We start from the raw sequence: 25953 nt of genomic DNA, 5'->3' as shown, positions 1-25953 counted from the left end.
TATAAGCTCTAAACAGAAAAAGGAGGAAGAAGAATGCTGGAGTTGATCCTCGGCCGCGCCGGCACGGGCAAAACGACGCTGCTGCGTAAACGCCTTGCGGAAAGCACTGCGTCGAAAACAATCTTGATCGTCCCAGAACAATATACGTTTGAATCCGAACGCGCGCTGCTTATGGAATACGGTGCTGAAACCGCGAACCGTGTACAGGTGCACAGCTTTACGCGCCTTGCGCAGGCGGCATTTTTGCAGTACGGCGGCGGTGCAGGCAAGCGTTTAACGGACGGCGGCAGGCGTATTTTGATGACCTTGGCGCTTGAAAACTGTGCCGACCAACTCACGCTGTTTGAAAAAAGCGCCGATCGCATGACGGACGTTTTATTGAACACCGTCGGTGAAATGAAAATCTGCGGCATTGAGCCCGATATGCTCACAAAAACCGCCGAAGCCGTCACAGAAGACAGCCTTTCGCGCAAACTAAAAGAGATCGCGCTCATTTACGGTACATATGAAGCACTCGTCGCGCAGACGTATCTCGATCCGCTCGACGACCTGACGCGCCTTGATGACCTGCTGGCCAACCATCCGGATTTTTTCCGAAATGCTTATGTCGCCGTCGATGCGTTTGACGGCTTCACCGTGCAGGAGTACCGCGTTTTGCGCCACGCACTGCGCCATGCGGAAAAAGTCAGTGTTTCGCTGTGCTGCGACGATCTCGACACGAGCCGCAAAGACCTGTTTTCTACCGTGCGCCGCACCGCTTCGCGCCTGATACGCCTTGCAAAGGAGAGCGGTACGGGCGTGCTTTCGCCTGTGTACTGTAAAACGCCGTATCGCTTTCAAAACGATGCACTTCGCGCCGTGGAAAGCACCTACGCCGGCCACGTACAGCAAGCAGATACAGCTGAAAACGTGTGTGTGTTCCGCGCGACCTCTCCGTATGAGGAAGCGGACTTCACCGCGGCTAAAATCCGCAGCCTTGTTTTGCACGAGGGCTACCGCTACCGCGATATTTCCGTCATCTGCCGTGACGGCGAACGCTACACGCGGCTGTTTGCCGCCGCGCTGCGCCGCTGGGAAATTCCGGCGTTTCTTTCCGAAGCGCGCACGGTCGATGCCGAGCCGCTGATGCGCTTTGTGCTCTCCGCGTTTCAAATCATTTCGGGCAGCCGCAAATGGCGTTCGGAAGATGTGCTCGCCATGCTGAAAACGGGCATTACAAGCTTTACGGCAGAAGAGCTCGCGCAGCTTGAAAACTACGTTTATACCTGGAAATTAAACGGCGCGTCCGCTTGGTGCAGCCCTTTCACAAAACACCCGGACGGCTTCGGTAAGCCGATGGAGGACACCGCGGCCGAGACACTGCGCACGCTGAACGCTCTGCGCGAGCGCGTCACCGCACCGCTTATAAAATTCTCCGAGCGCACCGCACACGCTTCCGGCGAGCAGATCTCCGAAGCCGTTTATAAGCTTCTCATCGATTTTGATTTGGAGCAAAGCTTCCCGATATTTTGCCGCACGCTCGAAAATGCCGGGCGCGATGACCTTTCCGCCGCTCAAATGCGCATTTGGGATTTGCTCATGGAAGTACTCGACCAAATGGCAGGCGTGCTCGGTGAACAGATCATCACGGGTGAAAAATACGGAAGACTCTTAAAGGAGATCGTCAGCGGCGAGGATGTTTCGGACATCCCGCAGAGTATGGACAGCATCACATTCGGCACCGCAGACCGCATCCGTCAGTCCGTGCCGCGCGCCGTGTTCCTGCTCGGCGCCGTGCAAGGCGAGTTTCCGCTCATTCCGTCCGTAAACGGTGTGTTCAGTGAGCCGGAGCGCCGCACGCTCCTTGCGCTCGAGCTGCCCGTCTCCGATGTGCTCGAAGACCGCATGTTACAGGAAAAGTACCTCGCCTACGCCGCGCTGTGCGGCGCTTCGGAGAAGCTGTATCTTACGTATCCCGTCAGTGTAGGGCAGGAGGCAAAATCGCCCGGTGAGCTCATCAGCGCAGTCGAGCTGGCGCTGCCGAATTTAAAAATCACACAAAACCTGCCGCCGGAGTTTTTCGCAAACGCACCGGAAGCCGCGTTTTCGCAAACGGCGTCGCTTTTCAACGAAAACTCGACCGTCTCCGAGACATTAAAAAGTGTTTTTCGCGAAAAGCCGGAGTTCGCCGGGCGTTTGCAGGTCCTCGGCGGCACAGACCGCATGGCTTCGGCTCGCCTTGCGCCGGAGACCGCAAACGACTATTTTGGCGGCGGACACTATTTTTCCGCAAGCCAAATCGAAGTTTACCACCAGTGCCGCTTTAAATACTTCTGCCGCTACGGCCTCGGCGCAAAGGAGCGCCGTCCGGCAGAGATCGATGCGCTGGAATACGGCAGTCTGATGCACTATCTTTTCGAGCAGATTCTCGGTCGTGCGGAAGACATTCAAGCGCTGCACCTTTATGCAGATGACTTAAAAGCGCGCGTACACACGAGCATCATGGACTATGTGCGCGAAAATATGGGCGGCTATGATGCTCTTTCGCCGCGCGAAAAATACCGCTTGTACCGCATGGAGCAAACGGCCGTAAAGCTCATCGCCCATATGTCGGAAGAAATGATGCACAGCCTGTTCCGCCCGGAGCATTTCGAGCTGGAGCTCAAAAACGGCACACCGTACCCACCGCTGCGCATCCCAACGAAAAACGGGCTCGTCACGGTCGGCGGCATCATCGACCGTGTGGATTTGTATAAAGATGAAAACGGTACGACCTATGTGCGCGTCGTCGATTATAAAACCGGCCGCAAAGAGTTTAAGCTCGCCGATGTTCTGTACGGCATGAGCTTGCAAATGCTTATTTACCTCGCGGCGCTCGCGCAGAATAAAGACCTGCACCCGGCGGGCATTTTGTACATGCCGGCGTTCATTGCAAGTGTGACCTCGGACGGCACGGAAAACGCTGAAAAGCTAAAGCAGGAAGTGGAAAAAAACCTGCGCATGAACGGCCTGCTTTTAAAGGACAACGAAATTTTGAATGCCATGGAAATGGGTCTGAACGGTCGATTTATTCCTGTTTATCTCACCAAAACAAGAAAACTCAGCGGTACGGCTTCCGCTTTAAATGAGCCGGAGCTGCAGATCGTCCTGCGCTACGTGGAGCGTCTCATCGCAACGATGGCGGAGGAGCTTTCTGCCGGTGAAATCATGGCAAAACCGCTGATGCAGAACATCAACACCTGCGCGTGGTGCCCGTATACGTCCGTCTGCGGCTCCGAGCACGCTGCGGACGATGCCGAAAAGAACAGCATGAAAAACGACGAAGCGCTCGCGCGCATGGAAAATGACTTAGAGAAAGGGAGTGGGGAAAATGCCGAATTGGACTGACGCACAGCTCGACGCCATCAAAGCGCGGCGCGGTACGGTTCTGGTCTCCGCCGCTGCGGGTTCCGGCAAGACCGCGGTGCTCGTGGAGCGTGTTATCGAGCGCCTGACGGATCCGGAGCATCCCACGGACGCCGACCGTCTGCTCGTCGTGACCTTCACAAAAGCCGCCGCAGCCGAAATGCGCGACCGCATCGAAAAGCGACTTTTGGCACTCATGAAGGAGCAGCCGGAAAACACCCGCTTGCGCCGCCAACAGCTTTTATTGCAGCAGGCGCACATCTGCACGGTAGACAGCTTCTGTTCGGACATTGTGCGCGAATTTTTCTACCTGCTCGGTATCTCGCCCGATTTCTCCATCATCACCGATAAGCAACAGGAAGAGCTGATGACCGAATCGCTCGACGAAGTGCTGACCGAGTGGTACAAAGACGAAAACTTTAGGACAGACCTGGCGGATGTGCTCGGCGGCGACAAAAACGACGCCCGCCTTTCCGCCGCAATCCTCAAAATGTACGAATACACGCGCAGCCATCCGTTTCCGGACAAATGGATGCGGGACATTCAAAAAGCCATGACGGATGTCACGCAGTCCCCGGTCAAAACACCCTGGGGCGAGGTCGTCCGGCAGCATATCATGGAGGTCTATGACTTCGCAATCAAGCTTTCCCACAGTGCATACCGCCTTGCGACAGAAGACCCGGACCTTGAAAAAGCGTACTGCACGGCACTCGGCGCGGATATCGATAAGCTTTCGGCAAAGCTGCAGGCAATGGAAGACCCTGAAACCTGCCGCTTTTCCGACTTGACCGTCACGTTCGATAAGCTCGGTTCTTTCAGAGGAGAAGACCCGCGTGCCGATCGCATCAAGGCCATGCGCGATATGGTAAAAAAGGAAATCGGCAAACTGCAAAAGCTTGCAGGCGACGCGGAAGACCAGAAATTCACGGAAGAAATCGCCGCCACGACCGGCACGGTCGTCTATCTGTTTCTGGCCGTGCAGTCGTTCGAGAAAACATACAGCGCGAAAAAGCGTGAGAAAAACGTGCTCGATTTCAGTGATCTTGAGCACATGGCCTTGCAGCTGTTTTTAACGGAGCAGGAAGACGGTACATTTCGGCGCACAGAGACTGCAAAGCTCGTTTCCGAGCGCTTCGACGAAATCATGACGGACGAATATCAGGACACGAATGACGTGCAGGATTATCTTTTTGAATCCATTTCCCAAAACAGCGCGAACCGCTTTATGGTGGGCGACGTAAAGCAGAGTATTTACAGCTTCCGTCAGGCAATGCCGGATATTTTCATCCGTTATAAAGATAAATTTCCGCGCTATGACCGCGAAAAGGACGCATATCCGGCATCTATCGTGTTAGACCGCAACTTCCGTTCGCGCAAAACCGTGACGGAAAGCGTCAACTTCGTTTTTACGCAGCTTATGTCCCGCACATGCGGCGGCATCGATTATGTCGGCGATGAAAAGCTTGCAGCGGGCGCGCAGTACCCCGAAAAATCGGATTGCGAAACGCGCGTGGAGTTTTTGGAAGACATCGACGGCGTGGGCGCAGAGGTGCTGGAGCCGCAGCGTATCGCAAAAATCATCTGCGAGCTGATGGAAAGCGGCTTCACCGTCACGGAAAACGGTCAGGAGCGTCCCATAGAATATCGCGATTTCTGCATTTTGCTGCGCAGCTCCAATAAATATGCACCTGTCTATGCAGAAAATCTGCGCAATGCGGGCATTCCCACGTGGGCGGCTGTCACGGGCGGCTTTTTCGCCGCGGCGGAGGTCTCGCTCATCTTGGCATTTTTAAACGTCATCGATAACCCGGATCAAGACATTCCGCTGCTCTCCGTTTTGATGAGCCCCATTTACGGCTTCACAGCGGAAGATATGGCGCAACTGCGCCGCGAGTGCGGGGGAGAGACGTTGTACGTTTCGCTTCTGCGCGCCGAAAACGAGCGCTGTGTACGTGTGCGCGATGAGCTGACGCGTTTCCGAGCGCTCGCTTCCACCATGACTGCGGACAGCTTTATCAATATGCTGTGCACCGAAACCGGTTACGAGAACATCGTGCGCGCCATGCCCGGCGGAGAAAGCCGCCTTGCAAACATTCGCCTGCTGGAAAAATACGCGGCAGAATACGAAGCCTACGGGTACAGCGGCGTTTCCGGCTTCGTGCGCTTTGCGGAGCGCCTGAAAAAGAATCGATCCGATATGGAAAGCGCCAATGTCGTCTCGGAAAACGCCAACGTCGTGCGCATCATGAGCATTCACAAATCGAAGGGCTTGGAGTTTCCCGTGTGCATCATCGCGGGTTGCGGCCGGAAATTCGTGAATGATACGGACGACCTGCGCATGCACCCACAGCTCGGTGTCGGCATGCGCCTTACAGACCCCGAGACCGGCGTGCGCCGCACCGCGTTCATCCGCGAGGCCATCGGCCTTGCAACGGCGGAAAGCGCTTCCGCAGAGGAGCTGCGCGTGTTCTACGTCGCGATGACCCGTGCCAAAGAGAAGCTCATTCTGCTTTCCACCGTGAAAAATATCGATACAAACCTGCAAAAGCTTGCGGCACAGATCACCGAGGAGGAGACCGTGCCGCCGTACACTGTCAGCAACGCTTCCGGCATTTCGGAGTGGCTGATGCTCTGTGCGCTGCGGCACCCGAACGGAAATGACCTGCGCCGCCGCATCGAAGCGGATGACGACATCATTTTGCGCACACACTACACGCCGTGGGATATTCGCGTCGTGTACAGTGAACCGCAGATTTTATCCGACCTGCCGAAAGCCGAAGCGCCCGCACCGGTCGATGAAGCGCTCAAGACGCGCATCGAAAGGGATATTTCGTTCGTGTATCCCTACGCCGCACAGACAAAGCTTGCAACGAAGGTCGCGGCCTCCGCGCTTGCGGCAGAACAAGCCGAAACGGAAGCCACACTTTCACGCCCGGCGTTTTTGAGCGCCAAGGGACTGACGCCCGCAGAGCGCGGCACGGCGCTGCACAACTTCATGCAGTTTGCGGATTTTTCCGCCGCTTCAAAAGACCCCGAAGCGGAGCTCAAACGCCTTATCGAGCAAAGCTATCTCACCGAAGCGCAGGCAAACGCCGTCGATCTTACCCGTGTGGAAAAGTTCTTTACCGGCCCGCTCGGACAGCGCGTTTTACATGCCGACCGCGTTTATAAAGAGCAGCAGTTCATCGTTTCCATTCCCGCAGGACTCACGGATAAAACACTCAGCGGGGAAGATGCCGCGCAGCCGATGATCCTGCAGGGCGCAGTGGACTGCATGTTTGAAGAAAACGGTTCGCTTTATATTCTTGACTTTAAGACCGATCGGTGCTACAATAAACAGGAATTGTGGGAACGATACGGCCCGCAGCTCACGCTCTACAAAGAAGCGATGACCCGCGTCATGAATAAAGAAGTGAAAGACACCGTGCTTTACTCTTTTTATATGAACGCCCCTGTTTATGCACCGGGAAAAGAATAAAATTATTTTTAGGCCCCGTTTACCTATTGACAGATTGCGCTCTTTGTGGTAATATAATATTTGGAAAACAAAGCGGAGCTATGGCTCACACCCGTGCAGTACCGTCTGACACAGGTCAATATCGAGAAGAATCACGATAAATTCGTGTGTTTGATTGAGTTGATTTGCGGGCAGAGGTTCTCTGCCCGCTGTTTTATTGCCGGCTTCGCGAAAACAAGTTATCGCACGCGTGATGGAGGTGCTTAACCATTAGCAAACAGGAACTGCAGATAAACGAAGAGATCCGCGATAAAGAGATCCGTGTGATCGGCGCAGACGGCGCACAGCTCGGCATTATGTCGGCCCGTGACGCTTTAAACCTTGCGGCTGAGAAAAATCTTGACCTCGTAAAGATTGCCCCGCAGGCCACGCCGCCCGTATGCAAAATCATCGATTACGGTAAATACCGTTTCGAACAGGCAAAGCGTGAAAAAGAAGCGAAAAAGAACCAGCGCGTAGTTGAAATCAAAGAGATCCGTTTGTCTCTCAACATTGATACCCACGACTTCGAGACGAAAAGAAATCATGCGATCCGTTTCCTCAACGACGGAAACAAGGTCAAGGTTTCCATCCGTTTCCGCGGCAGAGAGATGGGTCATCCGGAACTGGGTGCAGACATCATGAAGCGTTTCGCAGAATCGCTCGCTGACACGGCAAACGTCGATAAGCCCGCGAAGCTCGAAGGGCGCAACATGCTGATGTTCCTTGCCCCCAAGCCCGTTAAGTAACAATTTCAAGGAGGACTATAAAATGCCGAAGCTCAAAACACACAGCGGTGCTAAGAAGCGCCTGAAGATTTCCAAGAAGGGTAAAGTTATCCGTGGCCACGCTTACATGAGCCACCTTCTGAACGGCCATGGCAAGACTGCTAAGTCCAAGCGCCATGCACGCGGCACGACCGTTACGGATAAGACCAGCGTAAAGGCTGTTAAGAAGATGCTCCCCTACGCATAAGTGAACAGGGCAGCTCAAGTTTAAGTAAAGCATAATCGGAGGTTTTTATAAATGGCTAGAGTTAAGGGTGCGCTCGCTACGCGCAAGAGAAGAAAAAAGGTTCTGAAGCTTGCTAAGGGCTATTGGGGTTCCAAGAGCAGACACTTTAAGATGGCTAAGCAGGCTGTCATGAAGTCCGGCAACTATGCTTACATCGGCAGAAAGCAGAAGAAGAGAGATTTCCGCCGTCTGTGGATCTCCAGAATCAACGCGGCTTGCCGTGCTAACGGCACCACCTATTCCGCATTTATGAACGGTCTTAAGAAGGCTGGCATCACGCTCAACAGAAAGATGCTTTCCGAGATCGCCATCGCGGACGAAGCAGCTTTCAAGGCGCTTGTCGAGAAGGCAAAGGCTTCTGTATAATTAAGCTATCCGTGCGTCCGGAATTCTTCCGGGCGCACATTTTTTAGGGTGATAGTTGCAAACGTAAGTGTATTTCTTTGTGCAAAATCGCCTTTGCGGAAATTTCCCGTGTGCCGTAAAATACAGTGCACAGGATTTCTGTTTATTATCGGTAAAAAGGAGTGTGTACCGTGCCAATCGAAAAAATCACCAGCCGTAAAAGCAGCGTCGTTAAAAATGCCGCCGCACTTTTGCAGAAAGCGGAAAACAGAAGTGAAGCAGGCCTTTTCATGGCCGAGGGTGCACGCCTTTGCGCCGATGCCGCAAGGAGCCAAACGGAGATTGCCGCGTGCTTCTTTACGGAAAACGCCGCTAAAAAATACAAAGATTATTTAGATCCGGTTTTAAAGCAGACAGAGCACGCATACTGCATAGAGGAGCACATCGCGCCCATGCTGTCCGATACAAAGAACCCGCAAGGCATTTTCTGCGTGTGTCGCATGCCGAAGCGCCGTGCGGACGGCCTGCCTGTTTCCGCAGAGTCGGATACACGCCCGTGCCGTCATGTGCTTGTTATGGAAAATATTCAGGACCCGTCCAACATGGGTAACGTGCTGCGCACAGCGGAAGCGCTCGGTGTGCGGCATTTGGCGCTTGTGGGTACCTGCTGCGACGTATACGCTCCGAAAGTGCTGCGCGGCAGCATGGGCGCGGTGTTCCGCCTCGGCATCCGCCGCTTTGAGACGGCAGAGGATTGCCTGAAAGTGTTACATGCCGAGAATATCACGTCACTTGCCGCCGTGCCGGACAGCGACGCTACGCCCATCACGACCATTCCGTTTGAAACGGGAAACTGGGCGGTGTGGATCGGCAACGAGGGCAACGGTCTCACAAATGAAGCCATCGAGCATTGTCATGACCGCGTGACGATCCCCATGCGCGGCAGAGCGGAATCGTTCAACGCCTCCACCGCAGCCGCCATTGTGCTGTGGGAAATGGAGCGCAACGGGGCAGGAGGCACAAGCCATGGATAACCGCGTATACTGGATCTGGCTGCAAAACGCGTTTGGCGCAGGCAGCCCGAAGCCTGTGCAGCTCGTGCGCCGCATAGGCAGTGCTGAAAAGCTGTATCAGGGCGGCACACGACTGTGGAGCTCCTTTTCGTTCGTTTCGGATAAAGAGCTTGCCGCGCTCAATGCCTACGGCGCGGAACAGGCCGTCGCAGCGCTCGAGTATTATTTGAAGCTCGGCCAAAAGGTCATCACGCCCGATGACGGAGACTACCCTGTATTGCTGAAAGAAATCTACAATCCGCCCGCCGTTTTATATGTGCAGGGTGATTTGAACATCCTTTCCGATGCCGTTTCTATCAGCATTGTGGGCACGCGGAAAGCCAGTCAAAACGGGCTCAATGCCGCAAGAGAGATCGCCTACGGGCTTGCGCTCAAAAACGCCGTTGTTATCAGCGGCGGCGCGCTCGGCATTGATTCCGAGGCACACAAGGGTGCACTGAACGGCCGCGGCAAGACAATCGCAATTTTGCCGTGCGGGCTCGAATATCCGTATCTTATGGACAACGCCATTTTGCGCCGCGAGATCGTCGATTTCGGCGGTGCACTTGTCACGGAATATCCCATGCACACGCCTGTGCAGCGCGGCGCGTTTCAGGTGCGCAACCGGCTGATCTCCGGCATGGCGCACGGCGTGCTCATTGCGGAAGCGCCAAAAAAGAGCGGTGCACTCATCACCGCAAAGTATGCTTTAGAGCAGAATCGCGAGGTTTTCGTATTCATTGGCGAAGACGAGAAAGCGTTTTCCGGCTGTATCGCACTGGAAGAGGACGGTGCAGCGCGCATTTACACTGCAGAGGATGTTTTAAAGCCGTTTGCTTCCCGCCGCAGACAGGAGCGTATAGAACAGCTTGCCCGCACAGCGGAAAATATCTCCCATGTCTCCCGCGTTCGCCCGAAGATTGCGTCGCTTTCCGATGCAGAAAAGGAGCCCGAAATAGCAGAGAAGAAGCCTGCCGAGCCGATCCCTGCGCCCGAAAACAACCTTTTGCAAAACGTTTCTGAAGATGCAAAAACCGTTTACGCCGTACTGAACGATACCCCCAAGCACGCTTCCGAGCTGGAGCTTGAACTGGGCATGCCCACGGGGAAAATTTTGGCGGCACTCACGGAGCTCGAGCTTTTCGGCCTCATTAAAACTTATCCCGGCCAGAGGTTTACAAAGGCGTAAAAGTACGCTATACTAAGGTGTATTTGAAAAATCGAAAGCTTGTCCGTTTCGCATTTTCTTTGTTTTCAAATGCACCTAATACATGATTCTTCCACTCGCACATTCGCTGTGCGGTTTAAATAGATACAGAATAGGAGATAGAAAACCATGTCGAAACTCGTTATCGTTGAGTCGCCTGCCAAGGCGAAAACGATCAAGAAATATCTGGGCGGCGACTATGAAGTCATCGCTTCCATGGGCCATGTGCGCGATCTGCCGAAGGCGCGCCTGTGCGTGGACGTGAAAAACGATTTCAAGCCGAAATATGCCATCATCAAGGGAAAGGAGAAGCTTGTTTCCGAACTGAAGGAAGCGGCCGAAGAGGCCGATACCGTGTATCTCGCGACCGACCCCGACCGCGAAGGCGAAGCAATCTCCTGGCACCTTGCGTATATCCTCGGCCTTGACGAGGATTACCACAACCGTGTCACGTTCAACGAGATTACGAAAACCGGCATCACGGAGGGCATGGCGCACCCGCGTTCCATCGACCAGAACCTTGTGAACGCCCAGCAGGCGCGCCGCATTCTCGACCGCCTTGTGGGCTATTCGCTCAGCCCGTTCCTCGCAAAAACGATTCGCCGCGGTCTTTCCGCAGGCCGTGTGCAGTCTGTTGCACTGCGCATCATCGTGGACCGCGAGGAAGAGATCCGCAAGTTTAAGCCCGAAGAATACTGGTCTATCGATGCACGCCTGACCGCTGAGGGTTCCCGCAGCATTTTCGGCGCATCGTTCTACGGCGATAAAAACGGCGAGATTAAAATCACGAACAAAGAGCAGTCCGATAAAATCCTTGCCGACCTCGAATCCGCCGCGTTCATGGTGGAGTCCGTCAAAAAAGGCAAGAAGAACAAGCAGCCTGCACCGCCGTTCATCACATCCACCTTGCAGCAGGAAGCTTCGCGCAAGCTGGGCTTTCAGGCGAAGCGCACGATGAAAGCCGCGCAGGAGCTTTACGAAGGCGTGGACATTGAGGGCATGGGTGCCGTGGGTCTCATCACTTATATGCGTACCGACTCTCTGCGCATTTCCGAAGACGCCGTGCAGGAGGCTGTGCAGTTCATCGGCGAGCGCTGGGGCAAGCAGTATTTGCCTTCTAAGCCACGCCATTATAAGGCGCGTGCCAACGCACAGGACGGTCACGAGGCCATTCGCCCCACCTCTGTCGCACTCACACCGAAGGACGTGGAATCTTCCCTTACAAAAGACCAGTACAAGCTTTATAAGCTCATTTGGGAGCGCTTTGTCGCGTGCCAGATGGCTAACTGTGTTTTGAACACCACGCAGGCGGTCATCACCGCAGGCGATTATATTTTTAAAGCAAGCGGCTACAACGTCGCGTTTGACGGCTACACTGTGCTCTACGAAGAGGGCCGCGACGTGGAAGAAGAAAAGGGCAAAGACCTGCCGAAGCTTGAAGCAGGCATGTCCCTGAAAGTCCGCGACCTCAAGGGTACGCAGCACTTTACACAGCCGCCCGCACGCTTTACTGAAGCCTCGCTCATCAAGACGCTGGAGGAAAACGGCATCGGCCGCCCGTCCACGTATGCTGCGACCATCACAACCATCACGAGCCGCGAATACGTCACGCGCGAAGGTAAGTCCTTTAAGCCCACCGAGCTCGGCGAAGTCATTACAAAGCTGATGAAAGAGCGTTTCCCGGACATTGTGAATATCAAGTTCACCGCCGCCGTTGAAAAAGAGCTTGACGAAGTACAGAGCGGTCAGGAAGACTGGGTGCACACGCTGCACGACTTCTATGACGACTTTGAGAAGACGCTCAAAAAGGCGAAGACCGAAATGGACGGCGTGAAGATTCAGCTTGAAGAAGACAAGACCGACCTTGTCTGCCCGAACTGCGGCAAGCCGATGGTCGTCAAATTCGGCCGCTACGGCAAGTTTATCGCCTGCTCCGGCTACCCGGAGTGCAAGACCGTGCAGAAAATCGTCAACGATACGGGTGCAAAGTGCCCGAAGTGCGGCGGCAAGATCATCGAGAAAAAATCGAAGCGCGGCCGTGTGTTCTACGGCTGCGACAACTACCCGAAGTGCGATTTCGTCTCTTGGGACGCGCCGTCCGACAAGACCTGCCCGGTCTGCGGTAAGGTGCTCTTAAAGAAAAAAGACAAAGCCCAGACGCTCTACTGCGTAACGCCGGGCTGCACTTACACGTTCAATAAGGACGACGCGGGGGAGAAAGATGGAGAATAAGCAGACCGTCACCGTCATCGGCGCGGGTCTTGCCGGCTCCGAAGCGGCGTGGCAGATTGCGCAGGCGGGGTATCCTGTGCGCCTTTTCGAGATGAAGCCACAGAAGTTTTCGCCCGCGCATAAAAGCGCCGGGTTTGCGGAGCTCATCTGCTCGAATTCTTTGAAGGCTGCGCGCATCGACAGCGCCGCCGGGCTTTTGAAAGAGGAAATGCGCCGCATGGATTCTCTGCTCGTTGCCTGTGCGGATAAAACCGCCGTGCCCGCAGGCGGCGCGCTCGCCGTTGACCGCGACCGCTTTTCAGAGCTCGTCACAAAAGCGATCACGGAGCATCCGAACATCGAAGTGATGCACGGCGAAGTGACGGAAATTCCCGCAGAGGGCGTGACCGTTATTGCAAGCGGCCCGCTGACGAGCGACACGCTTGCCGAACAGATCACGAACTTATGCGGCGGTGCGCTCAGCTTTTTCGATGCCGCCGCACCGATCGTCACGCGTGAAAGCCTTGATATGGAGCACTGCTTCACGGCCTCCCGCTACGATAAGGGCGACGACGATTACATCAACTGCCCGATGAACAAAGAGGAGTACGATGCGTTTTATGAAGCGCTTATCACCGCGGAGCGCGCGCCCATTCACGATTTTGACGTGATGAACCCGAAGGTCTACGAGGGCTGCATGCCCATTGAAGTCATGGCACAGCGCGGACACGATACGATTCGCTTCGGCCCGTTGAAACCGGTCGGCTTACGCGACCCCCGCACGGGTCACCGCCCGTGGGCCGTGGTGCAGCTGCGCACCGAAAACGCAGAAAAAACGCTGTTCAATCTTGTAGGATTCCAGACAAACTTGAAATTTCCCGAGCAAAAGCGCGTGTTCGGTATGATTCCCGGCCTGAAAAACGCCGAGTACATGCGCTACGGCGTGATGCACCGCAACACGTTCCTCGATTCGCCGAAGCTTTTGAACGCGGATTTCTCCATGCGCACGCGCCCGGAGCTGTTCTTTGCGGGGCAGATGACCGGCGTGGAGGGCTATATGGAATCGGCGTCGTCCGGCTTGCTTGCGGGACGCAACGCCGTGCGCCGTTTAGAGGGCAAAGCGCCGCTCATTTTGCCCATCACTACCATGATGGGCTCACTTGCAGAGCACGCCGCGCACAGTCCCTCGAAAGATTTCCAGCCGATGGGTGCGAACTTCGGCATTCTGCCCGTCATTGAGCCGCACATTCGTGACAAAAAAGAGCGCTACGCCGCGCTTTCCGCTCGCGCGCTCGAAGACCTTGCCGAAACACTGAAAAACGCATAAGGGACGAACGATAGAAAACCCCCGACAAGCTGAAGCACATTTCAGATGTCGAGGGTTTTTCGCTGTATTTTCAGATTTTACTCGCCGATAAACGCGTGGTGCTTACGCAGCAATGCTTGAATTTTCTTCACGTCCGTTTCCGGGAAATCGGTGTGTTCCTGCGCGGCAACGGCAGCCGCAACACCGGTGGCTTCACCCGTGCTGCAACACGTGGGCATAATACGGAATGATGCCTGTGCCTCGTGACTGCCGGAAATGCAGCGGCCGGCTGCAAGCAGGTTTTTGATGTTCTTCGGCATCAGGCTTCGATAGGAAATGGTGTAATACGTGCCCTCTTTGAAGTAATAATGGCTCGTGCCGGTGCCCTCCGGGTTGTGAATGTCAATATCATAGTTACACGCCGCAATACCGTCTTCAAAATGTACGCAATCCTTGAGATCCGTGACCGTCAGCGTGTACACACCGTCGATCATACGGCTTTCGCGCACGCCGATCTCCGGGGCGGAGGACAGCAGCGTGCTGTTTTCAAACCCCTCGCAGTTTTCTTTGAGGAACGTGTAAAGCTCGAACATTTGGCGGCGGGCTTCGCGCTCGGCAAAGCTTAAGTCATAAAGATCGAACGGCGATCGCTTCACAATGCGCGTAGAGTTGAGGTGCAGTACGCCGTCTGCGACATATTTGAATTTCAGCACGTCTTCGCGCGGGTTTTTGATTTTGCCGTCCTCACGGAATTTTCTGTAAAGCGCGTTGATCTTCTCCGTGTTTTTGAACGCGAGGTCAACGTCTACGCCGGACATGCGGAAGCACAGCGTCATCGGCTGACAAAGATTGTCTTCCTCGCGGCCAATGCGGTACGGTGCACCGGCACATGCCGTCAGATCGGCGTCGCCCGTGGCATCGATGAAATAGTCGGCCTCAAAGGTCACTTCGCCGCCCTTGCCCAGGATTGTCACGGACATAATGCGGTCACAGTCGCGCTCGGCACGCAGCAGGTAGGCGTGGAACAGCACATCTACGCCGCTCTCTTCGGTCATTTCATCGAAGACGAGCTTTAAAACTTCTTCGCTGAACGTCACGCGGTTCGTCATCAGTCCGCCCTTTTTCTCGAGGCGATCCAGAATCTCGGTAAAAATACCGTCGGAAAGCAGCGTCGTTTTGCCGTCGATTTTCGTTGTGTAGCCCATAAAGGGGTTGACGTAGCAATTTCCGGCTGCACCGCCGAGAAATCCGCTTTTCTCCAAAAGCAGCACCTTTGCGCCTTCCCTTGCAGCGGAGACCGCTGCTGCGGTACCGGCAAAACCGCCGCCGACTACGATCACATCATATTTCATGTTAAACTCCTCCGTTGTGTTTTAGTGAAAATACGCGCCGTTTTCGCGCAGTGTTTCTCTCAATTTATCTGTATCGACCGCATGTACGTCGCCGTTTGCATTTGCAGCAAACGCGGCTGTCACACCTGCGGCTTCGCCCATTGTGAGGCACACGGGCATCACACGCACAGAGCCCTGAATGCGCTTATCACACGAAATGGAACGCCCGGAGACGATCACGTTTTTCACGCCCTGCGGCAGCAAAGCGCGGTAGGGAATGCCGTGCGACTCGCCCGGGCCGTAGCGGGCATCACGCTTTTCACCGTCGATCTTGCCGACGGCTGCAAGCTTCGCTTCCTCGAGCGTATAGTGCACGTCGAGATAATAGCTGTTGCGGCAGATCTCGTCCGGAAAATCGGCTTTCGTAACGTAATCCTCCACGGTCAGCTTGTAATCGCCGGCGATGCGTCGGCTTTCGCGCACGCCCATCACGGGCGCAGTGGCAACAAGGTACGCGTTGCCGAAGGCCTCCGGGAAATAAGTTGCGAGGGCATCGCGGTACTGTTTTGCAATGCGTCTGCCGCGCATCATCACTTCAGAGACTGATTTCGGGTCGGTAGAATCAAGTCCGAACAAGTGCCCGGCGTTGAAGCCGACCGTATTCGGGCCGATGATGTTGTTGCACAGGTGCGTGTCTAAGATTTCCGGGAAACGGTCGTCGTTCGGCAGCAGGTGTGTAAAGCTTTTTTTGTTGTTTGGGTGTATGCCGCCATTTCTGTGCCCGTATTTCGGGTGATATAAGTAGGCATACAAGTCTACATTGGACAAAATAAAACACAAGGTGGAGGGCATCGGCTCGCCGTCTTCTTCAAACTCGTACCTTGCACCCGCCCAGGCTGCTATTGCAAATAGGTAGGAGTTCTCTTTCCTTTGAATTGCCGCTTAGTTTCGAGCAGGCAGCAGCCTATCGAAAGGCTAACGGACAGTATGTAAGGAAAAATCAGTGGAGAGATACCACTGTAAGGGTATTCATAGACCTTGATTAACAGTTAAATACGATAAGCGTATCATTAGAAATAGTGGTACGCTTATTTTTTGTCCCTTTTTGCAGATTTGTCCTTTCCCCTACTTTCCAATATAATGAAGCTAAAGAAGTGGAGGTGTGCTTATGAGAGAGAAATTTAATCATCTGTATTTGGATAGCCACGAAAGAAAACTTTTGATACATAGCCTTGTAGAGTTAAAAAATCAGCTCATTCAGCAAGGCAGATATACGGATTGTGTTGACGAGCTTATTTTTAAGGTCATAAATGCACCGACCAAGAGAATGAAAATTGAATATGTCTAAGGCAAATTACAAAGCCGCTTATTCTTATTGATTTTAAGAGTAGGCGGCTTTTTTGCGTTCTCTGGTACTGTTTACATAGCCACCTTGACAAAGTGGCTAAATCTATGCGAAAGGAGGACGCATCTATGTCAAATTGCAAAGTGATTGCTCTGACTAACCAGAAAGGCGGTGTCGGAAAAACAACCACAGCGGTCAATCTGGGTGTAAGTCTGGTGCAGCAGGGTAAAAAAGTCCTGCTGATTGATGCCGATGCACAGGCAAATCTCACGATGGCTCTGGGTTATAACAGACCAGACGATATTCCCATAACGCTTTCTACTGTGATGCAGAACATCATAGACGATAAAACGCTTGATGTTTCACAGGGTATTATCCACCATAGCGAGGGCGTCGACCTGCTTCCGTCAAACATTGAGATGTCGGGCTTTGAAGTAAGGCTAATCAATGCAATGAGCCGTGAGCGTGTGCTGAAAACCTATGTCAATGAGGTTAAAAAGAATTACGACTATGTGCTTATTGATTGTATGCCGAGCTTAGGCATGATAACCATCAATGCTCTGGCGGCGGCTGACAGCGTGATTATCCCGACACAGCCCCACTATCTCTCGGCTAAAGGTCTGGAGCTTTTGCTTCGCTCCGTATCAATGGTCAAGCGGCAAATCAACCCAAAGCTGCGGATAGACGGTATCTTAATGACTATGGTAATGCCCCGTACCAACATTTCTAAGGAAATTACGGCAACGGTCAAAAGTGCATACGGTAAGAAAATCAAGGTATTTGATACCGAGATACCTCATTCTATCCGTGCGGTGGAAGCTACCGCAGAAGGCAAAAGTATTTTTGCTTACGACAAAAGCGGCAAGGTTGCCGCAGCCTATGAGCAGTTAGGAAAGGAGGTGGCAGAGATTGGCGAGAAGCAGAGAAACCAAAATCGAGCTGACCGCATACGATGACCTTTTTCAGACGGACGAAAGCCGTGAGGAAGCAAAGCTAAGCAAGATACGGGATATTCCCATATCGGAGATTGACGAGTTTCCAGACCACCCGTTCAAGGTTTTGATGGACGAAGATATGGAACAACTTGTTGAGAGTATCAAGCGAAACGGTGTAATGACCCCTGCGACAGTTCGCTTAAAAGAGGACGGACGGTATGAGCTTATCAGTGGTCACAGGCGAAAAAAGGCTTGTGAACTTGCAGGACTTGAAACGCTGAAATGCGAGGTCAAAGAGCTTACCCGTGATGAAGCCATTATTGTCATGGTGGAAAGTAATCTCCAACGCTCTGTTATTTTGCCGAGTGAGAAAGCGTTTGCGTATAAAATGCGGTTGGAAGCTATGAAACGACAGGCAGGCAGACCCCCAAAAGAAAATGCGTCGCCATTGGCGACTAATTTATCAAAAGGGCGTTCTGATGAGGAATTAGGAGAACTTGTTGGAGAAAGCAAAGACCAGATACGCCGCTATATCCGTCTAACGGAGCTTGTTCCCGAAATCCTGCAAATGGTAGATGAAAGGCAGATTGCTTTTCGTCCTGCGGTTGAAATTTCCTATCTGACCGAGGAACAGCAATACACCCTGCTTGAAGCAATGGAGTACAACGATGCTACCCCGTCATTGGCACAGGCTATCAAAATGAAGAAGTATAACCAAGACGGCAAGCTCACTTCCGAGGTTATCCAGTCCATTATGGAGGAAGAAAAGCCCAACCAGAAGGAAAAACCTGCTTTCCGTGACGAGAGGATAACCAAGCTCATTCCCAAGACTGTTCCCAGAGGGCAGGAAACGGATTTTGTTGTCAAGGCGTTAGAGTTTTATAACCGACACTTGCAGCGGAACAAGGCTCACGAGAGATAGCCACACATCGAGGGCGAGGTCTGCCCATTTGAGTGGATAGCCATTATTTCGGCTTCCCCCTCTCCACACCTCACCCCCTAACTACTGCCAGTAACTATCCGAGAAAAGAAATACTTTAGGCTGTCCATAACGGGCAGCTTTTTTCGGTCAGTAAGGCAAAATATTCAATCCAAATTACAGGAGGTAACTATGAAAATCCCTAAATTATTCAAAAAGGCTGCGGCTTTTGTAATGGCTGCGGTCACGGCATTATCCATAATGCCTGCGACGGCGTTTGCTGCGGGTGACATCGGGACGATTTTCTTTTCCCACACCTATGACAGCAACGGCAATGCGATGAGGTACAATTCCAGTGCGAATATCGGCGGCTATACCGCAGGCGGAACGGGAAATTATAAGTACCGTATGTTTGTGGACGGTGAGAATGCGTTTTGTATTCAGCCGGGAGTACCGCTGAAAACAGGAAACACCTTGAAAAAGGCTTCCTCTGATACTTGGAACGCCCTTTCAGCCAATCAGAAAAAGGCGGTTGGGCTTGCCCTGCTCTATGGGTATCAGGGCAACCGAAATAATCTGTCGGGAAGTGATGATGAAAAATGGCTTGCCACGCAGACCCTCGTATGGGAGTTTGTCACAGGCTGCCGTGAAGCCACAGGCTCATATAACCAGACAAGCACCACCGTTTACAGCCTGCACTTCGGTTCAAATTATGCCAACAGCGGAGCAAGGGCAGTGTATGACCAGATTGTTGCAATGCTGCGTGAGCATAACACCATTCCGAGCTTTATGTCGGGCGGTAAGAATGACATCACAAAGGAGCTTGCCTACAAGGACGGAAAGTACAGCATCACATTGACGGACAGCAACGGCGTCCTTTCCGATTACAGCTTTTCAAGCTCTGACAGCAATGTGAGTGTATCGAAGTCTGGAAATAAGCTGACAATCAGCTCCACCGTAGCTATCAGCGGTTCTGTCCGCATTACGGCAAAGAGGAACAATGTGCCGACTGTCAGCAGCAGTGCAAAGCTCATTGCCTATGGCGACCCGAACTTGCAGGATTTGGTAACAGGTGTGGAGAAAGCTGATACCGTGTCTGCATATATCAATATCGAAACGCCGACAGGCACGATTGCCCTCAAAAAGACTTCTGAGGACGGAGTTGTGGAGGGCATCTCTTTTACAATCAAAGGTGATAACTTCAATAAAACAGTTAAGACAAGAAAGGACGGCTCTGTCTCCGTGGAGGGATTATTCCCTGGCACTTATACGGTCACAGAACAGTCTATTGACCGTTATGAGCCGCAGAAAACCCAGACCGTCACACTTATCGGAGGAAAAACCTCTACTGTGACCTTCAGCAATACTTTGAAGCGTGGCAGTCTGGAAATCGTCAAGACTTCCGAGGACAATCTGGTGGAGGGAATGAAATTCCACCTTTATGGCACATCTTTAAGCGGCTTGCCTGTTGACGAGTATGCCGTGACTGATAAAAACGGACTGGCTAAGTTTGAAAATGTCCTTATCAGTGGCGATACCCCGTATGTGGTTGAGGAAGTGGATACCGCAGTCCGCTATGTCGTTCCTGCTTCCCAGACAGCTCCGATTGAATGGAACAAGGTCACAAAACGCAGCTTCGACAATGTGTTGAAGAAATTCCAAGTGACTGTGACAAAGACCGATGCAGAAACAGGTTCTCCGCAGGGCGACGCTTCCCTTGCAGGTGCGGTTTACGGCATCTATAAAGGTGAGGAACTGATTGACACCTACACGACTGATGAAAACGGTCAGTTTACGACCAAGTATTATATCTGTGATAATGATTGGACTGTCCGTGAAATCAGCCCGTCCGAGGGGTATCTTCTGGATACCGCAATCCACAAGGTAGGTGCAGAACCAGAGCTATACACGGTAGAGCTGAACAGTACCGCAAACGATGTGAATGAACAGGTCATCAAAGGCAATATCGCACTCATCAAGCATACGGATAACGGGGAAACCCAGATTGAAACACCCGAAGAAGGTGCGGTATTTGAAGTGTTCCTCAAATCCGCAGGCAGCTATGAAAATGCAAAGGAAACCGAGCGTGATGTGCTGACCTGTGACGAGAACGGTTTTGCCCAGACAAAGGATATGCCGTATGGCATTTATACCGTCCGCCAGACCTTTGGTTGGGAGGGGCGTGAACTGATGAAAGACTTTGATGTGTTTATCAGCAAGGACGGTCAGACCTACCGCTACCTTATCAACAACGCTAACTTTGAGAGCTATATCAAAATCGTAAAGAAAGATGCAGAAACAGGCAATACAATCCCGTATGCAGGTGCAGGCTTCCAGATTTACGACCCGAATGGAAATCTTGTGACTATGACTTTCACTTATCCCGAAGTGACGACCATTGACACCTTCTATACTACGGCAGACGGCGACCTAATCACACCGCAGACATTGGAATACGGCAAAGGCTATTCCCTTGTGGAAGTACAAGCCCCGTATGGGTATGTCTTAAATTCCGAGCCTGTTTATTTTGATGTGGTGCAGGAAAATTCCGAGGAAGAAAGCGGCATTACCGTTATTGAGGTAGTACGCTCCAATATGGCACAGAAAGGTACAATTACAGTAGAAAAGTCTGGCGAGGTATTCAGCTCCGTGGCAGGCGATAAGGGATTGTATCAGCCGATTTTCTCTGTCAGCGGTCTTGAGGGTGCAGTCTATGAGATTACCGCAGCCGAGGATATTGTCACTCTGGACGGGACGGTCAGAGCAAACAAGGGCGAGGTTGTGGATACCGTTACGACAGGAAAAGACGGTACAGTAAAATCCAAAGAACTGTATCTCGGAAAATATGAGGTTAAGGAAATCACAGCTCCGTATGGAATGGTGCTGAACGAGAAAGTCCATTCTGTTGAGCTTGTGTATGCAGGACAGAATGTTGATGTAACGGAAACGGCTACTTCTTTCTATAATGAAAGACAGCGTGTTGAAATCGACCTCATCAAGAGCCTTGCCATTGATGAAGCCTACGGCATTGGCAAGAACGGGGAAATCTTTGATGTGACCTTTGGCTTGTATGCGGCGGAGGAACTCACAGCCGCAGATGGAAAGACCATTCCTGCGGACGGTCTGATTGAGGTCATTTCCCTTGATGAAAGCGGTCACGGGAAAGCAATCAGCGACCTGCCGATGGGCAGCTATTATGTGCAGGAAATCTCGACCAACTCCGCATATATTGTCAGCGATGCAAAATACCCTGTTACTTTTGAATACGCAGGACAGGATACCGAAACTGTCCGCATTACAGCCAACGAGGGCGAAGCTATCACAAATGACATTATTTACGGCTCTGTAAGCGGTAAGAAATCTGATGAGGACGGAAAAACTCTGGGCGGTGCAGTTATCGGTATCTTCAAGACAGGAACTACCGAGTTTACAAAGGAAAATGCGATTGCCGCTACCACATCAAAAGATGATGGTAGTTTTTCTTTTGCCAAAGTGCCGTATGGAACTTGGATAATCCGTGAAATCGAAAGCCCGAAGGGATATGTACTCTCCGAGGAAGAAATCGCCGTGACTATTGGCAAGGTGGACGAAGTTGTGGAAATCGAACTTGTCAACTACTTCATTAAGGGCAATATCGCTTTGACAAAGGTTGATGAGGATTATCCCGACAACAAGCTGTCTGGTGCGGTATTTGAGGTTTACTCCGATACCAATGGCGATGGGAAACTGGATAAAGACGATACGCTGCTTGGCGAAATGAAGGAACTTGACGGCGGCGTTTACCAGATGAGTGAACTCCGCTACGGCAAATATCTGGTAAAGGAAACCAAAGCTCCGACAGGCTTTGTGCTTGATGAAGATGTTTATGCCGTATCCATCGAGGAGAACGGAAAGACCTACACAGTGGAAAACAAGGCGGGTGTTGGCTTTATCAATGCAGCACAGAAAGGCTCTCTTAAAATCGTAAAGACTTCCTCTGACGGCAAGGTGGAGGGCTTCTCTTTCCGTGTGACAGGCGTGGACTATGACCAGACCTTTAAGACAGATAAGAACGGGGAAATCGTGATTGAGGGCTTGCGGATTGGCGACTATACCGTATCCGAAGTAAGCGACAAGGCTTCCGCAGGATATATCCTTCCTGCCGATAAACAGGCAACGGTAAAGGTGAACGCTACGGCTATCGTGCAGATGCACAATGAGTTCAGGGATACCCCGAAAACAGGCGATGACTTCAATCTGGGCTTATGGGTAAGCCTTGCGGCGTTGTCTGTTGTCGGTGCGGGCGTTCTCGGATTTGTCGGTTATAAGAACAGAAAGAAGAAAAAGGAGGACTAATTGATGGACGCTAAAACCATTATCGCAATCGTGCTTGTCGTGTTCATTGTGGGTGCGGCGGTATGGCTGAATATCCGTAACAGAAAGAATAAGTAAGTTGTTTGGGCGGCTGAAAGATGCCGCCCTTTCCTTTATGGAGGTAAAGATGAGAAACCTAAAAACCATTGAAAAGAAAGTCAGGGCTGTTCTGGAAAAGAATGAAGATGCCAGAAATGACGATATGGTACTGTATCTTGCACTTTGTAATGCTTGTTTGAAGGATGCAGGAGCAATGCCGCTTGCGGAGATAATGACGCAGCACAAATATCTCGGTCTGCCGAGCTTTGAGAGCGTCAGCAGGACACGCCGCAAGCTGCAGGCACGGTATCCAGAGCTTGTAGGGAGCCGCCCTGTTCAAAAAATGAGAGCCACGGGCGAGAAAGCCTATCGGCGTTATGCCAAAGAATAGAGAGGTGCTTATGGACGAAGAAAAACGCTCCAATCAGAACTATGAAATCATTGAGAGCTGTACTATCGGGAGTACAGAGCTTGTCATCGGTCACAATCCCAACTCACCCAACCCTTATGTGTGTTGGTACTGCAAGGGAGGCTCAAATTATTTCTGGGGTTATTACACGAATGAGCTTGATGATGCACGGCAAAAGCTGAATGAACGATACCAGTCAGAGTGCCGTATGCCCTATAATCAGCCTGCCCAGAAGCAGAAAAACGGTGATGACCGTGAGCGATAAAATAAAATATGACTGCACGACCTGTCCTTATCCCCGATATAAGGATGGGTCAGTTATTTTCTGCGATGTCTGTATTCGCAAGATTTTAGACGAGCAGAAAGAGAAAAAGGAAAGAAAGGAGCAGCCGAATGAGTAATGAAATAAAGACAAGACCTTTAACCCCGACAGAACAGAAATACACCTATGCCCAAAGTATGCAGCTTGAGGGGCAGACAGGCACTATCGGGCATCTGCGTGGTGACTTTGCCACGACGGGCTATGGCTTTTACACCACTTGGTTTGATACCAGACCACAATGGAAATCTGACGAATTTAAGGCAGACCTTGATACGGTCATCAATGCTTTACGGGAGGATAAAGGGCTTTTGCATAACCGCTATGATATGAGTGCGTTTGCAAGGCATTTTCCCGAAAGTGCTATCAAGGGTAACTATTGTACGGAGTACGGTTTCCGTGTGGATACGGAGAAACACGCTTTTCTGCTTCGGTGCAATCCCACCAAAGGCGACTATAATTTTTACTGCTATTGCTATGTGAAGGAATGGCTTAATAAGCATATCCAGAAAGCAGAACAAGGTATCCGATTTATTGACCCTCAATATAAAGAACTGTTCCGTATCCCCGACGGCGGAAAGGTCATTGTCACGACTTCTTGGGAAGAGAAACGGGAGTATCCCTGCCGCTTCATTGATGAATACCATACCGAAGTCGGCAGCAATCTGTACCACATCTGCGAGTTTGCCGAGCGTATGCAGAAAAACGGGGCGACCTATGAGCCGAAACCTGCGGAACAAACGCCGCAGAAAACACCGAAGCACAAGGATTTAGAACGATAAGGAGGATTTAGAATATGGCTGTTAATCAGAAAGCCGTCAAGGTCTTGAATAAGGTCTTGGAAGCAGGCTTTACCGATGAAAAAGCGATTGCCGCTATGACTATGGACGATATTCTTTCTATGCAGGGCATCACGGTTGGGGATATTACTCTCATCAATGACCTGCAAAAGAGCATTAAATCGAACAAGGTCATTTCTTTTCTTGGCGGTGGTGCTGAGTGAGTAAACAGAAATATTTGAAACAGAAACGATAAGGAGGTGTAGGTTGAATGGCTGCGAAGTATCAGCTAATCACAGAGCTGTATCGGCGTACAGGCATTGCGGTTGCAAAAAATCCGCAGGCGTGGCAGGGCTTTCTGTCCTCTGCCTGCCGCAACTATAAATGCCGTTTTGACGAACAGCTTTTAATATACGCCCAACGCCCCGATGCTGTCGCTGTTGCGAAGCTCGAAACTTGGAACAGGCAGTTCAAGCGTTGGGTCAATAAGGACAGCAAGGGTATTGCCGTATTTGACCCGAAAGGTCGCAGGAATACGCTGAAATACTATTTTGATGTGTCCGACACCCACGAGGGCTATTATGGCAGCCGCCCTGTTCCGATATGGCAGATGGATGAGCGATACGAGCAGGCTGTTATGGAAAGGCTCTCGGACAGGTTTGGAGATGTGGAAAGCACTGACCTTGCTTCTGACTTAATGGAAACGGCAAAGAACGCCGTGGAGGACAATCTGCAAGACTATTTTTCTCAGTTAAAGGACTGCACGAAAGACAGCTTTTTGGAAGAACTGGACGACTTTAATATAGAAGTCATTTACAGGCGGCTGGCAACAAACAGCGTTGCTTTTATGCTGATCAGCCGCTGCGGTCTGGATACGAATGAGTTTTTTGACCGAGAGGATTTTGCGGATATTGTAAATTTCAATACCCCTGCAACGATAAACGCCATCGGCGTTGCCACGAGCGATATTGCGGAAATGGCGTTACGGGAAATCTCACAGTCTATCCGAAATGTGCAAATAGCGGAAAAAGACCAGAATCGCACCTTTGCACAAAAAACGCAGGCTCAGTATGATAAAGGCAGACAACAACCCGAAAGGAGCGAATACAATGAGCGAAATCACTTACAGCAGACAGGGGGATTATCTTATTCCCGACCTAACATTACCGACAGAGCCAGAGCTTCCGCTTGGCAGGTACGCTTTGATGCACAGGGATTATCTGGAGAAGCACAAGCGAGTGACCTATCTCAATCTGCTGACATCGGGCAGGCTGAACGGGCATCTGCACGAGGTAGAGCAGACAGCACTCCAGAGGTTGGAGCTTCTGACGAAGCAGCTCTCAGCCGAGCAGGGCGTGACAGAGGAACTGAAAGAGAAAGCACCGATGCAGTGGGTCGGACTGATGAACAACATCCGCAGCCAAGCGGAGGAAGTGATACTGACCGAACTGATTTACAAGTAAGCGTTGCCAAAGAGGATGAGGTTAGGGTCAATCTTCCAACCGTAGA

Annotated in this window: 20 protein-coding genes; 18 read left to right on the top strand and 2 right to left on the bottom strand. The window is 51.9% G+C overall.

What is annotated here, in order from left to right:
• Positions 1-33 precede the first annotated feature (33 nt).
• The 9 genes from ACI0CA_RS08360 to trmFO all read left to right on the top strand — a co-directional run bounded on the left by ACI0CA_RS08360 (position 34) and on the right by trmFO (position 14036).
• Positions 34-3366 carry a PD-(D/E)XK nuclease family protein gene (locus tag ACI0CA_RS08360; protein ID WP_446806934.1) on the top strand — a complete coding sequence of 1111 codons (3333 nt, stop codon included), beginning with the start codon at positions 34-36 and terminating at the stop codon, positions 3364-3366.
• Positions 3350-6862 carry a helicase-exonuclease AddAB subunit AddA gene (gene addA, locus ACI0CA_RS08355; protein WP_446806986.1) on the top strand — a complete coding sequence of 1171 codons (3513 nt, stop codon included), beginning with the start codon at positions 3350-3352 and terminating at the stop codon, positions 6860-6862. Before ACI0CA_RS08360 ends, addA begins: the two co-directional genes overlap by 17 nt.
• A gap of 248 nt (positions 6863-7110) precedes the next feature.
• Positions 7111-7629, top strand: coding sequence for a translation initiation factor IF-3 (gene infC / locus ACI0CA_RS08350; RefSeq protein WP_176820262.1), 519 nt, complete (start codon positions 7111-7113; stop codon positions 7627-7629).
• Positions 7630-7651: 22 nt separating this feature from the next.
• Entirely contained in the window at positions 7652-7855 is a 204-nt protein-coding gene (rpmI, locus tag ACI0CA_RS08345) for a 50S ribosomal protein L35 (RefSeq protein ID WP_176820222.1), read from the top strand.
• A 51-nt stretch (positions 7856-7906) separates the two neighbouring features.
• Positions 7907-8260, top strand: a complete 354-nt coding sequence (rplT, locus tag ACI0CA_RS08340; protein WP_176820221.1) for a 50S ribosomal protein L20 — start codon at positions 7907-7909, stop codon at positions 8258-8260.
• A 170-nt stretch (positions 8261-8430) separates the two neighbouring features.
• Positions 8431-9273: a TrmH family RNA methyltransferase gene (locus ACI0CA_RS08335; protein ID WP_412278382.1), complete on the top strand. Its 843-nt coding sequence runs from the start codon at positions 8431-8433 to the stop codon at positions 9271-9273.
• On the top strand, positions 9266-10480 hold the full coding sequence (gene dprA, locus ACI0CA_RS08330; protein ID WP_417422772.1) for a DNA-processing protein DprA: 1215 nt from the start codon (positions 9266-9268) through the stop codon (positions 10478-10480). The genes ACI0CA_RS08335 and dprA overlap by 8 nt, the downstream gene beginning before the upstream one ends.
• Before the next feature lie 147 nt (positions 10481-10627).
• A complete protein-coding gene (topA, locus tag ACI0CA_RS08325) occupies positions 10628-12730 on the top strand; it encodes a type I DNA topoisomerase (RefSeq protein ID WP_176820218.1) in 2103 nt (700 codons plus the stop codon).
• A complete protein-coding gene (gene trmFO, locus ACI0CA_RS08320) occupies positions 12720-14036 on the top strand; it encodes a methylenetetrahydrofolate--tRNA-(uracil(54)-C(5))-methyltransferase (FADH(2)-oxidizing) TrmFO (RefSeq protein WP_308448419.1) in 1317 nt (438 codons plus the stop codon). Before topA ends, trmFO begins: the two co-directional genes overlap by 11 nt.
• 77 nt (positions 14037-14113) lie before the next feature.
• On the opposite strand, the gene ACI0CA_RS08315 is transcribed toward trmFO, so the two are convergent.
• Together ACI0CA_RS08315 and ACI0CA_RS08310 are read right to left on the bottom strand one after the other, a co-directional pair.
• Positions 14114-15367 (bottom strand): FAD-dependent oxidoreductase, encoded by a 1254-nt coding sequence (locus ACI0CA_RS08315; protein WP_446806936.1) that lies wholly within the window; start codon positions 15365-15367, stop codon positions 14114-14116.
• A 21-nt stretch (positions 15368-15388) separates the two neighbouring features.
• The gene (locus ACI0CA_RS08310; protein ID WP_446807077.1) at positions 15389-16249 is read right to left on the bottom strand and encodes an FAD-dependent oxidoreductase; all 861 of its coding nucleotides are present in this window, start codon (positions 16247-16249) and stop codon (positions 15389-15391) included.
• 265 nt (positions 16250-16514) lie between these two features.
• Here ACI0CA_RS08310 and ACI0CA_RS08305 point away from each other — a divergent pair, with 265 nt between their 5' ends.
• The 9 genes from ACI0CA_RS08305 to ACI0CA_RS08265 all read left to right on the top strand — a co-directional run bounded on the left by ACI0CA_RS08305 (position 16515) and on the right by ACI0CA_RS08265 (position 25907).
• The gene (locus ACI0CA_RS08305; RefSeq protein WP_025577639.1) at positions 16515-16694 is read left to right on the top strand and encodes a hypothetical protein; all 180 of its coding nucleotides are present in this window, start codon (positions 16515-16517) and stop codon (positions 16692-16694) included.
• A 125-nt stretch (positions 16695-16819) separates the two neighbouring features.
• Positions 16820-17647 carry a ParA family protein gene (locus tag ACI0CA_RS08300; protein ID WP_025577641.1) on the top strand — a complete coding sequence of 276 codons (828 nt, stop codon included), beginning with the start codon at positions 16820-16822 and terminating at the stop codon, positions 17645-17647.
• On the top strand, positions 17601-18548 hold the full coding sequence (locus ACI0CA_RS08295) for a ParB/RepB/Spo0J family partition protein (RefSeq protein ID WP_025577642.1): 948 nt from the start codon (positions 17601-17603) through the stop codon (positions 18546-18548). The genes ACI0CA_RS08300 and ACI0CA_RS08295 overlap by 47 nt, the downstream gene beginning before the upstream one ends.
• Positions 18549-18737: 189 nt before the next feature.
• Complete coding sequence (locus ACI0CA_RS08290) at positions 18738-22880, top strand: SpaA isopeptide-forming pilin-related protein (RefSeq protein ID WP_446806937.1); 4143 nt, start codon at positions 18738-18740, stop codon at positions 22878-22880.
• A gap of 145 nt (positions 22881-23025) precedes the next feature.
• Positions 23026-23328 carry a hypothetical protein gene (locus tag ACI0CA_RS08285; RefSeq protein WP_025577646.1) on the top strand — a complete coding sequence of 101 codons (303 nt, stop codon included), beginning with the start codon at positions 23026-23028 and terminating at the stop codon, positions 23326-23328.
• 10 nt (positions 23329-23338) lie between these two features.
• Entirely contained in the window at positions 23339-23611 is a 273-nt protein-coding gene (locus ACI0CA_RS08280; protein ID WP_025577648.1) for a hypothetical protein, read from the top strand.
• Positions 23612-23739: 128 nt separating this feature from the next.
• Positions 23740-24447 carry a hypothetical protein gene (locus ACI0CA_RS08275; protein WP_044996211.1) on the top strand — a complete coding sequence of 236 codons (708 nt, stop codon included), beginning with the start codon at positions 23740-23742 and terminating at the stop codon, positions 24445-24447.
• Between the two features lie 14 nt (positions 24448-24461).
• A complete protein-coding gene (locus ACI0CA_RS08270) occupies positions 24462-24668 on the top strand; it encodes a hypothetical protein (protein WP_025577652.1) in 207 nt (68 codons plus the stop codon).
• An 846-nt stretch (positions 24669-25514) separates the two neighbouring features.
• Entirely contained in the window at positions 25515-25907 is a 393-nt protein-coding gene (locus tag ACI0CA_RS08265) for a TnpV protein (protein WP_243253407.1), read from the top strand.
• Positions 25908-25953 lie beyond the last annotated feature (46 nt).

It is taken from the genome of Hominenteromicrobium mulieris (assembly GCF_046197855.1).
Taxonomy (GTDB): domain Bacteria; phylum Bacillota; class Clostridia; order Oscillospirales; family Acutalibacteraceae; genus Hominenteromicrobium; species Hominenteromicrobium mulieris.
The sequence above is the reverse complement of the archived record's forward strand: the minus strand, read 5'-3'. Positions and strand labels throughout refer to the sequence as shown.

Bases quoted from the DNA above. Each gene is read 5' to 3' on its own strand.
- ACI0CA_RS08360 (WP_446806934.1), top strand. From the start codon at position 34: ATGCTGGAGTTGATCCTCGGCCGCGCCGGCACGGGCAAAACGACGCTG.
- addA (WP_446806986.1), top strand. From the start codon at position 3,350: ATGCCGAATTGGACTGACGCACAGCTCGACGCCATCAAAGCGCGGCGC.
- rpmI (WP_176820222.1), top strand. From the start codon at position 7,652: ATGCCGAAGCTCAAAACACACAGCGGTGCTAAGAAGCGCCTGAAGATT.
- rplT (WP_176820221.1), top strand. From the start codon at position 7,907: ATGGCTAGAGTTAAGGGTGCGCTCGCTACGCGCAAGAGAAGAAAAAAG.
- dprA (WP_417422772.1), top strand. From the start codon at position 9,266: ATGGATAACCGCGTATACTGGATCTGGCTGCAAAACGCGTTTGGCGCA.
- topA (WP_176820218.1), top strand. From the start codon at position 10,628: ATGTCGAAACTCGTTATCGTTGAGTCGCCTGCCAAGGCGAAAACGATC.
- trmFO (WP_308448419.1), top strand. From the start codon at position 12,720: ATGGAGAATAAGCAGACCGTCACCGTCATCGGCGCGGGTCTTGCCGGC.
- ACI0CA_RS08315 (WP_446806936.1), bottom strand. From the start codon at position 15,367: ATGAAATATGATGTGATCGTAGTCGGCGGCGGTTTTGCCGGTACCGCA.
- ACI0CA_RS08305 (WP_025577639.1), top strand. From the start codon at position 16,515: ATGAGAGAGAAATTTAATCATCTGTATTTGGATAGCCACGAAAGAAAA.
- ACI0CA_RS08300 (WP_025577641.1), top strand. From the start codon at position 16,820: ATGTCAAATTGCAAAGTGATTGCTCTGACTAACCAGAAAGGCGGTGTC.
- ACI0CA_RS08290 (WP_446806937.1), top strand. From the start codon at position 18,738: ATGAAAATCCCTAAATTATTCAAAAAGGCTGCGGCTTTTGTAATGGCT.
- ACI0CA_RS08285 (WP_025577646.1), top strand. From the start codon at position 23,026: ATGAGAAACCTAAAAACCATTGAAAAGAAAGTCAGGGCTGTTCTGGAA.
- ACI0CA_RS08280 (WP_025577648.1), top strand. From the start codon at position 23,339: ATGGACGAAGAAAAACGCTCCAATCAGAACTATGAAATCATTGAGAGC.
- ACI0CA_RS08275 (WP_044996211.1), top strand. From the start codon at position 23,740: ATGAGTAATGAAATAAAGACAAGACCTTTAACCCCGACAGAACAGAAA.
- ACI0CA_RS08270 (WP_025577652.1), top strand. From the start codon at position 24,462: ATGGCTGTTAATCAGAAAGCCGTCAAGGTCTTGAATAAGGTCTTGGAA.
- ACI0CA_RS08265 (WP_243253407.1), top strand. From the start codon at position 25,515: ATGATAAAGGCAGACAACAACCCGAAAGGAGCGAATACAATGAGCGAA.